Below are 14,396 nucleotides of genomic sequence, written 5' to 3' on the forward strand. Positions count from 1 at the left end.
GTCCGAGCAGTACGCGATCACTTCGCCTGCCGCCACGCGCTCCACCAGCGACGACGCGCGCTCGCCGATGAGCGCCTCGTCCAGCCGCTCGATGCGCTTCTCGATGCGGAATGCCGCTAGCAGCTTGCCTGTGACACGCGTGTCCTCGGCGCACACCGCGTCGGCCGACCGCAGCGCCTCGAGCGCGCGCTCGGTCATGTCGCCCAAGTTGCCGATGGGCGTAGGACATATGATGAGCTTGCCGGCCATGTGCTTCCTTCCATTGCTGCGCGCGCCGCGCCGTTCTTCGTTGTCGTCCATTGTCGGGCAAACGGGCAACCTTGGCAAACGCGCAGGATGGAAAGCACGCGAGCAGCCGGGTCGGGTCAGCCCTTTTTGGCGCGGGGATAGGGCGCAAGCCCTTCTCTGGCGCGGAGTGGGATTTGGGACTTAGGTGTCAGCGGCCGCGCCGGTCGCACGCCGCGCCCGCCACGAATCGGCGCGGAACGCGCCCACCCGCTCGCAAGCGCCACCCCGCGCCCAGAAGAGCGGGCCCCACCCGAGGCCACCTTCCCCGCCTTCCCCGCCTCCTCTCCTCTTCCTCCCCTGCCCTCCATACCCGCGCGTCAACGCGCTACAATAGCTCCAGCTTATCGACCCGAGAGAAGGGAACGCGCATGCAGCAGCAACTCACGAAACAGGCCCCCGAGGGCTTCCTGTTGGTCGGGCGCATCGACGCACCGGAGCGGCCGAAGGCGGCAATCGTCATCGTCCACGGGCTGTGCGAGCACTTCGGACGCTACGACTACGTGACGCAGCGGCTGCTGGAAGCCGGGTACGCCGTCGTGCGCTTCGATCATCGCGGGCACGGGCGCTCCATGGGCAAGAAGGTGTGGTACGACGACCGCACGCAGATCGTATCCGATACCGATCTGTTCGTCGAAGAGGCCCGCGCGCAGTTCCCCGACCTGCCGGTGTTCATGATCGGACACTCTATGGGCGGCTTCGGCGCCGCCAGCTACGGCACGGCCCATCCCGGCAAGCTGGACGGCTACGTGCTGTCGGGCGCTTGGACGCGCGACCACACGGGCCTGGCATCGGGCGCGGTGGAGCAAGGGCTCGACCCGGAAATGTACATCCCCAACGAGCTGGGCGACGGCGTGTGCTCCGACCCCGCCGTGGGAGAGGCCTACCTGGCCGACCCCTTCGTCGTCAAGGAGTTCTCGGTGGCGCTGCTGCGCGCCGTGCACGACGGGCACCTCTGGCTACGCGCGCAGGCCGCCGACTTCGCCGACCCGGTGCTCCTGCTGCACGGCGGAGACGACGGCCTGGTCAGCCCGCAGGACAGCATCGATATGTTCCGCGAAGTCTCATCGAAGGACAAGTCGCTGCGCATCTACGCAGGCCTGCGCCACGAGATATTCAACGAGTTCAAGAAGGACCGCGTCATCCGCGATGCCATCGAATGGCTCGACGACCACGTGAGGTAAGCTGCACTGGCCAAGGCCGAACATCGCCACGCCAACGGGGAAAAGCGCCTGCGTCATAAGAAGGATCGACGCAGGCGCTTGCACGAGGGCAAAGCCCCCTCGCGGCCGGACAGCCGTCTGCGTAGCCGAGCCCGGCATGCGCCGCATCCTGCCGCAACAGGAAAAAACGCATAAAAATGCACCCCCCCCCCCCCGCTCATCCCCGGATCGAGCCCCTATCAATGGTATTCTGTAGCCATCATGAACATCCATCGACGAAGCGGTGCGCGTGGAACATATGACTGACAGCGAATTCGAGCAGGTACGCTCGTTTCTTGCCCAGACGTACGGTCTGGACATGGATTCGAAGCGCACCCTGCTAGAATGCCGCCTCGCGCGCGAGCGCGATCGCTTGCAGCTGCCGTCGTTTTCGGCGTACTTCGACCTCGTGGAGTCAGGGCGAAACCAGCAGGAGCGAAACCGGTTCGTCAACCTCGTCACCACCCATTACACCTACTTCCTGCGCGAAAGCGCGCAGTTCAAGTTCCTCTTCGCCACGGCTTTCCCGGAATTGCTGGCCAAGCGGCCGAACCGCCCGTGGAACATACTGTGCGCCGGCTGCTCCACGGGAGAAGAATGCTACAGCGTCTCGATGCTGGTCGAGGACTACGCGCGAACCCACCCGATCCCCTCCGTTCGCATCACCGGCATCGACCTGTCGCAACCTGCGATCGAAGAGGCGCGTACGGCCGCCTATCCCGAATCGCGCATCAACAGGGTGCCCCGTCGCTGGCGCAATGCGTACTTCGTTCGGAACGGTCAGCTGTACACCGTTGCCGAGCGCATCCGCTCGCGCGTCTTTCTGGCGCAGGGCAACCTCTGCGACGACGAAGTCCTGCGCAGGACGTACGACCTCATCATGTGCCGAAACGTCATCATCTACCTCAAAGCCGAAGTTCGCAACCGGGTGATCGCGACATTGCACCGCCACCTCGCCCCATCGAGCTACCTCATGCTGGGGCACGCCGAGATCATCCGCGAACGTACGCTGTTCGAATACCAGGGGAACTCCGTTTATCGAAGACAAGCGAAAGCGACCAACGTATGAGCATGAAACCGAGCAACATCAGCATAAGCCGCATCTTGATGATATCCTACGGCATCGTCATCGCCCTGTTCGCCCTTTCGATCGCAGTGGCGCTCTACGGCGTCCACGCGAACGCCTCCATGACCAAAGAGTTCTACAACCGGCCGTACATGGTTTCGAAAAGCGCCGTGGCGCTTCGCTTCACGATCGAGGAGATGTCGACGTACGTCGAGCAGCTGCTTAACGCAGAAAACGACGCGGCGAAACAGAAAGCGCTGGTGGCCATCGAGGATCTCACTGAACAACGCATGAACGAGCTGAACGTCGTCCGGTCGCTGTTCAAAGCCGATCCCGATCTTCTAGAACGCTTCTCGAACGCCTGCGACGAGCTGGGCGCGCGCCGCAACGCCGTGATCGGTGCAGCCGAAGCGGGAGACATCAACCGCGCCATCGACCTGTACTCGAACGAGTACCTCGCGCAAAAGGAAGTGACCGTCAACCTGTCCACCGAGGTCGTGAACACCGCAGAGCACGTAGCGCAGGCCTTCGTCAAAGACTCGTTCAGCGTCGAGGTCGGAACCTCGCTGGCCATCGGGCTTCTAGGGACGGCGGCCATCGTGCTCGTCATCGTTATGTGGAGGCGCATCACGCACAGCATCGCCGCGCCCATTCAGGAGATCGACCGCATAGCGAAGCGGTTGGCCGACGGCGATCTGACGGTGCGCTCATCCTGCACGTCCGGCAACGAGCTGGGCTCGCTCGCTTCGTCCATGAACGAAACGGTAGCTTCGCTGCGCTTCGCCACCGAGCAGCTCAGCGAAACAGCCGAGCAGGTGGCTCGCTCGTCATCGCAGATGTCGGACAGCTCCCAAGCCGTCGCGCAAGGCTCCGCCGAGCAAGCCACCGCCATCGAAGAGCTTGCCGCCAACGTTCAGAGCATCACGCACGTGGTGGGAGAGAACACCGAAAGCGTCCTGACCGTGAATTCCAACACCTCCGATGTACTGGGCGCGGTCGAGGAAAGCAGCGACTCGATAGCCCGCACCGTGTGCGCCATCGAGGAGATCAAAGACAACGCCCAGAGCATCTCGCAGCTGGCCAACTCCATCGAAGACATCTCGTTCCAGACGAACATCCTCGCGCTGAACGCCTCCGTCGAAGCCGCGCGCGCAGGCGATGCCGGACGCGGCTTCGCCATTGTGGCCGAGGAGATCCGCCGCCTCGCCTCGCAGGTGAGCGAAGCGTCGCGTGCGGCTGACGAACTCGCCGGGCGCGCCATCGAAAACGTCGAGGCCGGAAGCGAGCTGATCGGCTCCGCATCTTCGAACATGGAGGAAGCCGTTACCTCTATCGAAGACATCAAGACGGCGATGTCCTCCATCGCTCACGCCTCCGAGCAGCAGCTCGAAGCGGTTGCCCAGATACAGGAGAGCATGGACAGCCTCTCCCAGGTCGTGCAGGAGAACTCGGCCGCCTCCGAGGAAAGCGCGGTCATCGGAGAGGAGCTTGCGGATCGCGCGAACGAACTCAAGCACCTGATCGGCCGCTTCAAAATCGATGCAGATCCGCACGAAAGCGAAGCTGGGGCATGACGCGATTCCGAACCGAAACAGGCAGCGCGCCGAGCGGATCGGAAGGCATCCGAGAAGACCGCGAACGCCTGCGCGCCGACAACGCCGCCCTGAAGCAGCAGCTGGACGTCATGCGGGCGCTCGCATTCCGCGACCAGCTGACCGGCTTGTTCAGCCGCCACTATTTAACCGACTACCTGGAGCAAGAGATCGAACGCATGAGCGGCGAAGCGAACATCGTGCTCGCCCTGTGCGATATCGACGACTTCAAGCTCATCAACGACGTGCGCGGCCATCAGGCCGGCGACATCGCCATCGTCTGCATCGCCGACATCCTCGACGACCTCTCCGGCAACCATCCGGTCATCCGATGGGGCGGCGAGGAACTGCTGCTCGTGCTGTTCTCCACGCCCGACCACGAGGCCTTGCGTCTGTGCAACCAGATGCGTGAGGAAGTGGCCAGCTATCCCATCAGCGACGACTTAGGCGATTTTTCGTGCACGCTCACGTTCGGTCTGAGCGCCTACGATCCGGAACTCACGTTCGGCGAGAACTTCGCATCGGCCGACCGCGCGCTGTACCACGGCAAGGAGACGGGCAAGAACCGTTGCGTGTTCGCGCAATCGAACCAGATAGAGCGCGACGGAGGGAACCGGTCGTGAAACGCGAGGAGATCACCGTGCAGGCGAAGCTCAAGCCCAATTGCGGGCTCGAGAACACGCGCGCTTCGCTCGTCATGCGCCGCATCGCGCCGTTGTGCGACTCGGCAACATGCCATCCGCACGCGATCAAGAGCAGTCGAGAGACGATTCCCTACCTGCGCGACCACGGCTTGTTCGTCACCTTCGTCTCGCGCACGCCCGAGCGGGTGCTCGCAGCCATCAGCGGTGCGTTCTTCGTGGACAGCTGCACCATCGTGGAGGATCCCGAAGGCATCCCGCCGTTCGAGATGCCTTCCGCACCCCAGGAAGACGATGCAGAAAACGGAGGGATCGAAGCGATTTCTTCGTTCGCCGATCGCGATGCGCGCAGCGAGCGAGACGAAAAGCTGTCGAACCTGATCGCGCAGCTGGAGGAGACGAACCGGTCTTTGCGAGCGCACGCCGAAAGCCTTCCGAACGACCGCGTGCTCAGCGATATCGCGTTCTCGTACGCGCAGACCCTCGACCACCTGCGATCCACCGTCGCCCTTTCGCGCATCGAAGCGTTCGACCGCATCGCCCCATCGCTTCATAAGCTCGTCGAGGACTACGGGCGCCAGTTCGGCGTTCCCGTCGATCTGGAGCTCGAGCAAGGACGCATGGATCTGGATCGTTCGGTGCTCGCATCCATCGAGGAAACGCTCAGACGCGCCCTTCGATCATGTATCCGCGACGGCATCGAAAGCGCCGAGGAACGCGCCGACCTGGGAAAACCGGAACGCGCAACCATACGCTTGCGCCTGGAAAACGAAGGCTCGGATGTCGTTTGCCGCATCGAGCACGACGGCAGGCCCTTCGACGCGCACCGTATCGCCACGATAGCGTCGAAACGCGGCCTTCTCGCCCGTCCGCTGGACGCGTATTCCGACGAGGAGATAGGCGCGTTCATCCTTCTGCCGCAATTCTTCTTGCCGAGCGCCGCCAGCGATGGCAACGCCTTCGCAGAACTGAACGAGATAGGCTGCATGCTGCAGCGCATCGGCGGGCGCGGCACGATGCGCAACACCGAACGCGGCACGTTGGAGATCGTCCTACGCTTTCCCGTGCCGTTCACCGTGTTCGAAGCCGCCCTGCTGCGCACCGGAGGCGTCCGCTTCGCAGTTCCCGCACAGCAGATCGTGCGCTTCGAGGCGTTCGACCCCGCCCGCGTCCAGCGCGGCGGCGCAGCGGGAGAAGGGTCGAAAGCAACCTCAACCTGGTACGAGGACGAACACGGCGCGCATATTGAGATGCTCAACCAAGGTGCCAAGCCCTTTCCGCTTGACGCGGCGCACCCCGCATATACCGTCCTGCTTGAAGCTCTGGGGGAACGATACGCTTTGGCCGCAGACGACGTTGAGGGCTACGAGCGGATCTCGATGCTGCAGCTTCCGGCACTGCTCGACCGCCGGTGCATGCACGAACTGAGCTACATCGGATACGCCATCCTGCAAGACGGTTCACCCTGCATCGTGATAAGCGTACGGCGCTTTCTGAACGACGCGGCGAAGGACAGGGGAACCCATGCGCGACCGTAGCCAACGTCTGCACTGGATTGAAACGCTCATCGGCAAGGACCGCCAAGAGGCTCGGCGGAATAACGCGCTGGTCATCCCCACCGATGACGGAGACATGGCCATCGCGTTCTCATCCATCGTCGAAGTGGTCGCCGCCAGCCGCGTGCAGCCCCTTGCCCTCTTGCCCGAGCAGTTCTGCGGCGTGCTGTTCCGCGGCAACGAGCTGGCTCCCATCGTCGACACGAGAGCCCCCGACACTGGACCGGGGCACGTCGTGCTCGTCGAAGGGGAAGGATGCCTGTTGGGGCTGCAGTTCTACGGCACGCCCTACGTCGTCGACCTCGACGAAACCGAACATGCCCTCTTGGCCATCGAGCGCCGTCCGAGCTTCCCGTCGGGAACGCTTCCCCTGCTGGATATCGACGCCGTAGCGAAAGCGCTGCTCGCCCTCGATTAACGCCGCAGTGCGCGAGCTCCCAACCAGCGCATCAGGTAGAATGGCTCGAACAACCAGCCACCGCATCCGACGAAAGGACGCATGCCATGGAGTTCGCACGCAGCACATGGAGGCTGTTCGCCGCCAATGCGCGAACCGCTATCCTGTTCGAATTCGGTTTCCGATTCTTGTTCGCCATCCTGTTCGTACCGGCATGTTTCGGCATGGTGGATCTCGCGATGGAAGCGGCCGGACTTGCCTACTTGGCCGACACGAACATGACGACTCTATTCGCGAATCCGCTGGCGTGGGTGTTTTTGCTCGTGGCCGCGCTTGTGCTAGCCCTCGGAGCCCTTTTCGAGATGTGCGCCCTCGTCGTTGTCATGCAGGCGGGAAAGACGGGTCGGCGCATCGGAGTGTTCGAAACGAGCCGGCTCGCATTCTCTTCCGCCCGGCGCATCGCACGCCCATCGAACTGGCTTCTTGCGCTGTTCGTGCTGCTGCTGGTTCCGCTCACGAACCTGACCGTCACTTCCTCGGCGCTCACCGGCGTGCGGCTTCCCGAGTTCATTATGGACTTCATCTGGGAAAACGGCGCGCTGACCGCGGTGTTCGTCATCGTGATGGCCGCACTGTACCTGCATGCGTTTTTTCTGGCGTTCGGCATTCACTTCTTCACGCTGTGCGACGAATCCTGGATGCAGGCACGCATCTCGAGCAGGAGCCTGCTGCGCGGCAACGCCTGGCGGCTGGCGCGCCGTCTGCTGGCCTTGTTCGCCGTGTTCGCGTCGGGAGCGGTCGCGGCCATAGTCGTCGGCGTCCTCATCTTGGCCGCCATCCTAGAAGGCGGCCTGCCGTTCGGAGTCTCCTTCGCGCTCACGCTCGTGATGTTCGCGTTCACTATCGTGGTCGACTGCGTGTTCGCGCCGCTGAGCTATGCCGCCCTCAGCGCCACGTTCTACGAATTCTCGCAGGAGCGGGGCATCGACATCCCTTACCGCATCGACGAGCCCTCGCGTACGTGCAGGACGAGGCTCGCGCGCGCAGCGGTCGGCTCCTTTCTCGCCATGCTCGGACTCGTTTCGTTGCTGTCCTACGACCCTTTGCACGGGGTATTCGAATCCGAAAGCCAGCGAGAGCCCGCGCCGGATTTCGCGATCACCGCGCATCGGGGCGGCGCGCGCGAGGCTCCCGAGAACACCTTGGCTGCATTCCAGAACGCTATCGACCAAGGCGCGGATTGGGTGGAGCTTGACGTGCAGCAGACGGCCGACGGCGTGCTCGTGGTGATGCACGATGCCAACCTCAAGCGCACGACGGGTCTGGATAAAGAGTTCTGGCAGGTCACGTACGACGAGATCAAAGACCTCGACAACGGCAGCTGGTTCGATCCCGCATTCGCAGACCAGCGGATATGCACGCTGGAAGAGGCGCTTGCGTTGTGCAAAGGCAAGATCAAGTTGAATATCGAGGTGAAGCCGGACGGCCACGGCGTCGACCTCGAGCGAAAGACGGTCGACCTCATCAACGCCTACGATATGAGAGACCAGGTGGCCGTCGCGAGCATCTCCTACGAGTCGCTCGCGAAGGTGAAGGAGATCGACCCCTCCATGCCCACCATGTACGACATGACGTTGGCTTACGGCTCCATCTCGAGCATCGAGCATGTCGATTATTTCAGCGTCGACGACTTCTTCGTCACCCAGGAACTCGTCGACGAAGTGCAAGGGGCGGGGAAGATCATATACGCTTGGACCGTCAACGACCCCGCCAACATGTCGCGCCTCATCGATTATGGCATCGACGGTCTGGTCACCGACGACATCGCACAAGCTCGCGAGCTGTACGAAGCCGCGCTGAACGAGGGGCACGAGTACTTCGCCGCCATCTGATCGACGGCGGCGAACGCTTGCGAGGTGTTGGCGCGCCCGAGAGCCCGCATGGGCGCCACCCGCAAGGCGACTCGTTGCCCCGCGCTTCGATATCGACGTCGTGATGGAAACGCCGCTCGCCCTCGACCAACGCCTCGATGGCCGAAAAAGCCGCCGTCGGACGAGGCTACTTAGCCGATGCGACCGATGCCGCCCGGTCGACGGCGTCCGCGAACGTTTTCGGACGCTCGTAGTGGATGTCGTGGCCCGATTCGACGACGACGGTTTCGCAGACAGCCACGAGCTGCTGCACGCGTGCGGCGTCCTCGTCGGAGTTGGCGGCGAGCAATGTACCATCCTCGCCGTAGTTCGTCTTCGCTTTCAGGTACACGGCAGGACAGGTTATGCAGCGCAGAAGGTCGGCCTGGTCGATGCCGTCGAACCACGTGCCGTCATAGAACGTCTCGCTGAACCGCACGTCGAAGTCGTCGTAGAAGTACAGGCCACGCACCCAGTCGTGCGGCACCCAGGCCAGCGTGAGATGCGCGTCGGGGTTCGCTGATCGCTCCTGCGCCGTCCACTCCGCGATTTTAGGCTGCAGTCCTCCGAACAGGCTGAACAGGTAGCTGTGCTGCGCGTAGTACACGGTCGGGTCGGCAACGTCGCCCTGCCGGAGGAACGCGTGCGTCACCATGAAGCCGTCTTTCCATGCGAAGCAGCCCGGTTCCTGCTGCATCTCGACCGGCGTGACGCGGAAGAAGGGCGGATCCTCCAACACGCATGCCGTCACCTGCTCAGCATCGTTGGCGGCCAGCCACGCGGCGATGATGCCGCCCGACGAATGGCCCGACACGAGGTAGCAAGCGCCGATCTTTTGCGCAGCGAAGGACTTGAACGCGCGCCCGATGGCCTCGCACGAGTAAAGCGCCGGATCGTGGCTCGATTCGCCGTGGCCGAAACAATCGACGGCGAACACGTGGTAGCGCTGCGCGAGATCGGGCAGCACGCGGGCGTAGTCCTCCCACTGCATGCCCTGGCCGTGCACGAGCACGAGCGCCGGCCCGTTGTCGGGACCTTCGGCGTAGTTGACGACGGCCTCGATCATCGAGCCGGTTGCCTCGCCCGCAAGCGAAACTTCCACGCGAGCCCGCTTCTCAACGAAGCCAGCAGCGACCGCTTTCGCCAGGTCGCGCTCCTCGCCATGACGGCTGTTGCCCACGTACCATGCCAACGCAGCAGCGATGCACACTGCCAGCGCCGCGATGATGACGGCTGCGGTCATGCCGACCCTCCTCTTCCCGGTTGCGCCCATGCTTCCTCCTTGCGCTCGACGCCCACGTCGCCCAGCGCGGCGGGGCTATCGGTCGACCATGCTGCGGAGCATCGACACGCGGTCCATGAACTCGTCGGCTTTCAGGATGGCCAAGCCCTGCTCCTCGTCGCCCAGCACCAACAGGGCATCGCCGGCCTCGATGCCGAACAGCTCGCGCGCCTGCTTGGGGATGACGATCTGCCAGCGCTCTCCCACCGTGACGGTGCCGAACAGATGCTTGCCGCGCGGCGGCATGGGCAGCATCGTACCGTGCGGGTCGTAGCCTACGAGCGCGTCCAGCGACACGTCGAGCGCCTCGGCCAGCGCGCCGGCATTGGCCAAGTCGGGCGTCGAATCGCCCGTCTCCCACTTCGTCACCGTCTGGCGCGACACGCCCAAACGCTCGGCTAGCTGCTCCTGGGTAAGCCCGACCATCTTGCGCCTGCTCTGAATGTTCGAACCGATCATGTTTTTCATACTCCTCGCCGCTTATGGTAATCCGCCCACCGGCCACGATCCACCAACCCATGATGACAGATTCCGCGAATCTCGTCGCGTTTCGGCTGCATCGGCAAACGAAAGCCCGGCTCTCCCTCCTGAACTCGACCGGCAAATCCTGGATTTTCGCCGCCTCCGCTTCGGCGACAAGCAGTTGCGCTCAAGGCATCCGATCAGAACAAATGTTTCACGTGAAACATTCAGGCGTGAAAAAGGCCGCCGCATCGCGATGGATGCGGCGGCCGGGTTCGCGGGTTCGCGGGTTCGCGGGTTCGCGCTTCATGCGCTTGCGCGAGGTGGGTCCGGACCGAAAAGGCTACAGCAGCTCCTCCACGGCGGGCGCCACGACGTCGGGGATGGACGCGGTGGGCTCGAAGCGGCGCACGACGTTGCCCTCGCGGTCGATGAGGAACTTCGTGAAGTTCCACTTGATGTCGGGCTTGCCCGCATAGTCGGGATCGTCCTTCGCCAGCAGGTCTTCCAGAACCGGCGTCAACTCGTGGCCCTCGTCGAAGCCCTCGAAGCCCTTCTGCTGCTGCAGGTAGGCGAACAACGGATCGGCGCCTTCGCCGTTGACCTCGATCTTCGCGAACTGCGGGAACGTCACGCCGAAACGGGACGTGCAGAAGCGCGCGATCTCCTCGTTCGTACCGGGAGCCTGATGGCCGAATTGGTCGCACGGGAAGTCGAGGATGTCCAGACCACGCTCGTGCAAGGTGGTGTACAGCGCCTCGAGCTGGGCGTACGTAGGCGTGAAACCGCACTCCGTGGCGGTGTTCACCACCAGCAGCACGCGGCCTCGGTAGTCGGCGAGCGACACGTCGTTGCCCTGCTGGTCCTTCACGGTGAAGTCGTAGATGCTGGAAGCCATGGATCCTTCTTTCGATGAGGGGTTGTCCGTCGTCTGTGATCGAACCTATGATACCGCTAAATGATACTTTGTTGATAACATTTTACGGAACGGTCATACTTCGGCCACTTGCGGCGAGCCGCAGCGTCGTCGGAGCAGCCTCACTTCCAGCTGATCGCCGCCGCCTCCTTCGGGGCGGTGCGCCGATAGCGCACGGCCGGATACCCCAGCACGAGCGCGGTGACCACCTTCTGCTTCCGGCCGAGCCCCAGCTCGCGACGAAGCCCGCGCGACAGGCGCGCGGCCATCGTGAAGAAACCGCTGTACAGCACGCCCAAACCGTGCGCCTGCGCCATGAGCTCCATATTGGAGGCGGCCAGCGCTCCGTCGATGTCCCCGCGTGCGATCACGACGATGACCGCGGGCGCGCCCTTGAAGAAGAACCGGTCGTCGATGGAGGTGCGGCGCGCCATCGAGCTCGTAAGCCGCACGAACGGCATCACGCGCCTGAACAGGCGCACCGCCCGCGCCTCGAAGCGCGCGATGTCGTCGCGCAGCACCACGAACGACACGTCCTGCTCGTTCTTGGCCGTAGGCGTCAGCCGCCCCGCCTCGACGATGCGCGCGAAGACGTCGTCGGGAACGGGCCGGTCGGCGAAGCGGCGGATGCTGCGCCGCGCGCCGAGCGCTTGCTGCAGCCGATCAGGGTCGAGGGCCGTTGGCGCGCCGGCGTCCAGCTCCCTCGGCTCTTCCTCGAACCCGGTCATCGTGACGGCCGCTTGCGGGCAGATGGCCACGCAGTGGCCGCACATGAGGCAGTCCTGCGAGATCACCGCGGCTTTCCCCTGCTCGACCACGATGTTGGCGGCCGGGCAATCCTCCCGGCACAGCCCGCACCCGATGCAGCGGGCCTCGTCGATGAGAACCTCGTGACGATCCCTCATCGCGCATCGCCTCCGCATGCGCCGTCGCCCGCATCCGTCCAGATGTCGTGCCGATGGCGCGCCTTCGACTTCTGGCCGTACTCGATGGCGCGCGTCGGGCACCCTGCGATGCAGGCCATGCAATGCGTGCAGGAGCCGTTCCATGCGGGCTTGCCGCCCGCGAGCGCGATGTTGTTCAGCGGGCAGCGACGCACGCAGGTGCCGCACGCCGTGCATGCATCCGTCGCGACGAACTTCGCATCGTGCACGAGCACGGGGTAGAACAGCGCGTTCTCGGGGCCGCTGCGGAAACGACCCTTCGCCGTGACCGGCTCTTCGGGAAGCGGCTCGCCGCGGCGAACGAGATCAGCCACCTCGTCGATGCGCGGCTTGGCGCGCTCGATCAGAGCGCGGCACTCCGCTTCGTCCGGCGTGTCGTACAGCGCCAGGTAGTTCTCGGGCATGAGAACCGATGCGAGGCCGCGAAAGCGCAGCCCGACGCCCGCGCACAGCTTCTGCGCATAGGCGGCCGCGTTGCCGACGCTTCCCCCGCAGGTCAGGACGAAGTAGGCGTCGTTGCTGCCCGCGAAGGACGCACCGCGGATCCACCGATCCACCACCCGGGGCAGGCGCCACGCATAGGTGGGCGCCACGAACACGAACGGCTTCCGTGAGCGAAGGGGCGCCGATGTCCCCTCCTTCATGATGCAGTTGATGGAGACGACCTCGTCGTCGAGCGCCTCGGCTAGCCGCCGCGCCGCCCATTGGCTGTTGCCCGTGCCGCTGAAGTACAGAATCATGGTGCTTCGCTCCGTTTCGATGGTATGCTGTAACCCGATACATTTTGTATCAGGTTGTGCTCGACCGTCAATCGTCGACCGGAGACAAAACGGGGTGATGTGTCTCATGGACAAAAGAAAGCTCGCGAACCAGCAAGTGAAGGACCGCCTGCTTGCCGCGCTCATAGATTTCGCCGGACGCAAGGACTGGTCGAAGGTGACCGTCACCGAACTGGTGGAGCAGGCGGGCGTCGCGCGCGCGTCGTTCTACCGCAACTTCTCGTCGGTCGAAGACCTGGTGGACTACGGCATCCGCCAGGTGACGCAGCGCTACCACGAGGGCATGCCCACGACGGACGGCAACCCTCGCAGCCGCGAGCGCATCGAGTACCAGTTCCGCTTCTACCAGGAGCACGCGAGCCTCGTGCTGGGGTTTCACCGGGCGAAGGCCTCCACGTCGCTGCTCGACCTCGTCACCGACTGCGAGATCGCCTCGCACGGCGACATGTCCGCAAGCTCGCCCGAACGCTACCAGCTGTACTTCTACGCCGGCGCGTTCTACAACGTGCTGATCTGCTGGCTCGAAAGCGGGATGAAGGAGTCCCCCGCCGCCATGGCCGACGAGTTCGCCCGCATGCTCCACGGCACGCGATAGCGAAGCGAGCTATTTCGACTCCCCCTCTGGACCAGCACCGACATAGATGGGGTTGTCGGCAGCCGAGGGGTCGCCCACCATGACGAGGATGTCGTAGTCCTTGTTCCATCCTCCCGCCCAGTCGTCGCCGTCGTAGCAGTACACGCTCGCAAGCCCGACCACTTTCAGCAGATCGCCCAGCTCCTCGGCTTCCGCGCTGTTTTCCTCATGGTAGTACGACACGCGCGTCGACGGTACGTTGAAGTAGGTCGCGTTGTCCACCGTCACGTTCTCGAACCCCGCGGCGCGCACCTTCTCGGCCACCTCGGCGGCTGCGCCCTCGATGCCGCAACCGTTCAACACGAGCACCGTCACCTGGTCCTTGCCGATGCGCACAGGTTCCGCGCTATCGGCCGAAGCCGGCTCGGGCGCGGAAGCCTCATGGGAAGGAACGCTCTCCTCTGCATGCGAGGATGTGGATTCAGGCGCAGCGGGAGAACCGGTCGAGCACGAGCAGAGCAGCATCCCCGTCGCAAGGCACGCGAATGCACCAGCAAGAAAAATGTGACGAATGCCTGCCATAACTCCACCTTTCTCCAGCGAAAGAGCCGGAGGCCTTCCGACGTTTTTCCAGTATACACACTTACAAAGAAGGCTACGCCGCGCAACCGCCGCACGACAGTAACGTGCAGGCCTGAGATCAGTCTTTCCCAAGCGTCCATACAGCTTAATAAACTTAGTTAGAAAGCTTGTAAAACTTAGAAATACCTCTATACTGACAACCATCGAA

Annotated in this window: 15 protein-coding genes; 8 read left to right on the forward strand and 7 right to left on the reverse strand. The window is 63.7% G+C overall.

What is annotated here, in order from left to right; all coding sequences use genetic code 11:
• On the reverse strand, positions 1-249 hold a 249-nt coding region (locus HMPREF1023_RS12525), incomplete at its 3' end, for an SAM-dependent methyltransferase (protein WP_035579010.1).
• A gap of 407 nt (positions 250-656) precedes the next feature.
• On the opposite strand from HMPREF1023_RS12525, the gene HMPREF1023_RS12530 reads away from it, so the two are divergent.
• The 7 genes from HMPREF1023_RS12530 (at position 657) to HMPREF1023_RS12560 (ending at position 8,631) form a co-directional block, all read left to right on the forward strand.
• On the forward strand, positions 657-1,469 hold the full coding sequence (locus tag HMPREF1023_RS12530; protein ID WP_009306745.1) for an alpha/beta hydrolase: 813 nt from the start codon (positions 657-659) through the stop codon (positions 1,467-1,469).
• 277 nt (positions 1,470-1,746) lie between these two features.
• Positions 1,747-2,556 (forward strand): protein-glutamate O-methyltransferase CheR, encoded by an 810-nt coding sequence (locus HMPREF1023_RS12535; protein ID WP_015761341.1) that lies wholly within the window; start codon positions 1,747-1,749, stop codon positions 2,554-2,556.
• Positions 2,553-4,127, forward strand: coding sequence for a methyl-accepting chemotaxis protein (locus HMPREF1023_RS12540; RefSeq protein WP_009306749.1), 1,575 nt, complete (start codon positions 2,553-2,555; stop codon positions 4,125-4,127). Before HMPREF1023_RS12535 ends, HMPREF1023_RS12540 begins: the two co-directional genes overlap by 4 nt.
• Entirely contained in the window at positions 4,124-4,768 is a 645-nt protein-coding gene (locus tag HMPREF1023_RS12545; protein WP_009306750.1) for a GGDEF domain-containing protein, read from the forward strand. Before HMPREF1023_RS12540 ends, HMPREF1023_RS12545 begins: the two co-directional genes overlap by 4 nt.
• On the forward strand, positions 4,765-6,324 hold the full coding sequence (locus HMPREF1023_RS12550; protein ID WP_009306752.1) for a hypothetical protein: 1,560 nt from the start codon (positions 4,765-4,767) through the stop codon (positions 6,322-6,324). The genes HMPREF1023_RS12545 and HMPREF1023_RS12550 overlap by 4 nt, the downstream gene beginning before the upstream one ends.
• The gene (locus tag HMPREF1023_RS12555; RefSeq protein ID WP_009306754.1) at positions 6,311-6,760 is read left to right on the forward strand and encodes a bifunctional autolysin; all 450 of its coding nucleotides are present in this window, start codon (positions 6,311-6,313) and stop codon (positions 6,758-6,760) included. Before HMPREF1023_RS12550 ends, HMPREF1023_RS12555 begins: the two co-directional genes overlap by 14 nt.
• An 86-nt stretch (positions 6,761-6,846) precedes the next feature.
• Positions 6,847-8,631, forward strand: a complete 1,785-nt coding sequence (locus HMPREF1023_RS12560; protein WP_009306756.1) for a glycerophosphodiester phosphodiesterase family protein — start codon at positions 6,847-6,849, stop codon at positions 8,629-8,631.
• Between the two features lie 166 nt (positions 8,632-8,797).
• Here the strand turns inward: HMPREF1023_RS12560 and HMPREF1023_RS12565 are convergent, their stop codons facing one another.
• From HMPREF1023_RS12565 to HMPREF1023_RS12585, 5 genes are all read right to left on the reverse strand, one after another.
• Positions 8,798-9,922, reverse strand: a complete 1,125-nt coding sequence (locus tag HMPREF1023_RS12565; protein WP_035579012.1) for an alpha/beta fold hydrolase — start codon at positions 9,920-9,922, stop codon at positions 8,798-8,800.
• 45 nt (positions 9,923-9,967) lie between these two features.
• On the reverse strand, positions 9,968-10,390 hold the full coding sequence (locus HMPREF1023_RS12570; RefSeq protein ID WP_009609408.1) for a helix-turn-helix domain-containing protein: 423 nt from the start codon (positions 10,388-10,390) through the stop codon (positions 9,968-9,970).
• Positions 10,391-10,736: 346 nt separating this feature from the next.
• The gene (locus HMPREF1023_RS12575) at positions 10,737-11,291 is read right to left on the reverse strand and encodes a glutathione peroxidase (protein WP_009306763.1); all 555 of its coding nucleotides are present in this window, start codon (positions 11,289-11,291) and stop codon (positions 10,737-10,739) included.
• Positions 11,292-11,431: 140 nt separating this feature from the next.
• The gene (locus HMPREF1023_RS12580; protein ID WP_009306764.1) at positions 11,432-12,214 is read right to left on the reverse strand and encodes a nitroreductase family protein; all 783 of its coding nucleotides are present in this window, start codon (positions 12,212-12,214) and stop codon (positions 11,432-11,434) included.
• Positions 12,211-12,993, reverse strand: coding sequence for an EFR1 family ferrodoxin (locus tag HMPREF1023_RS12585; RefSeq protein WP_009306766.1), 783 nt, complete (start codon positions 12,991-12,993; stop codon positions 12,211-12,213). The genes HMPREF1023_RS12580 and HMPREF1023_RS12585 overlap by 4 nt, the downstream gene beginning before the upstream one ends.
• A 106-nt stretch (positions 12,994-13,099) precedes the next feature.
• Between HMPREF1023_RS12585 and HMPREF1023_RS12590 the strand changes: the two genes are divergently transcribed.
• The gene (locus HMPREF1023_RS12590) at positions 13,100-13,627 is read left to right on the forward strand and encodes a TetR/AcrR family transcriptional regulator (protein WP_009306768.1); all 528 of its coding nucleotides are present in this window, start codon (positions 13,100-13,102) and stop codon (positions 13,625-13,627) included.
• A gap of 9 nt (positions 13,628-13,636) precedes the next feature.
• On the opposite strand, the gene HMPREF1023_RS12595 is transcribed toward HMPREF1023_RS12590, so the two are convergent.
• Entirely contained in the window at positions 13,637-14,002 is a 366-nt protein-coding gene (locus tag HMPREF1023_RS12595; RefSeq protein WP_232228724.1) for a LytR C-terminal domain-containing protein, read from the reverse strand.
• Positions 14,003-14,396 lie beyond the last annotated feature (394 nt).

Source organism: Eggerthella sp. 1_3_56FAA (assembly GCF_000185625.1).
GTDB lineage: Bacteria > Actinomycetota > Coriobacteriia > Coriobacteriales > Eggerthellaceae > Eggerthella > Eggerthella lenta.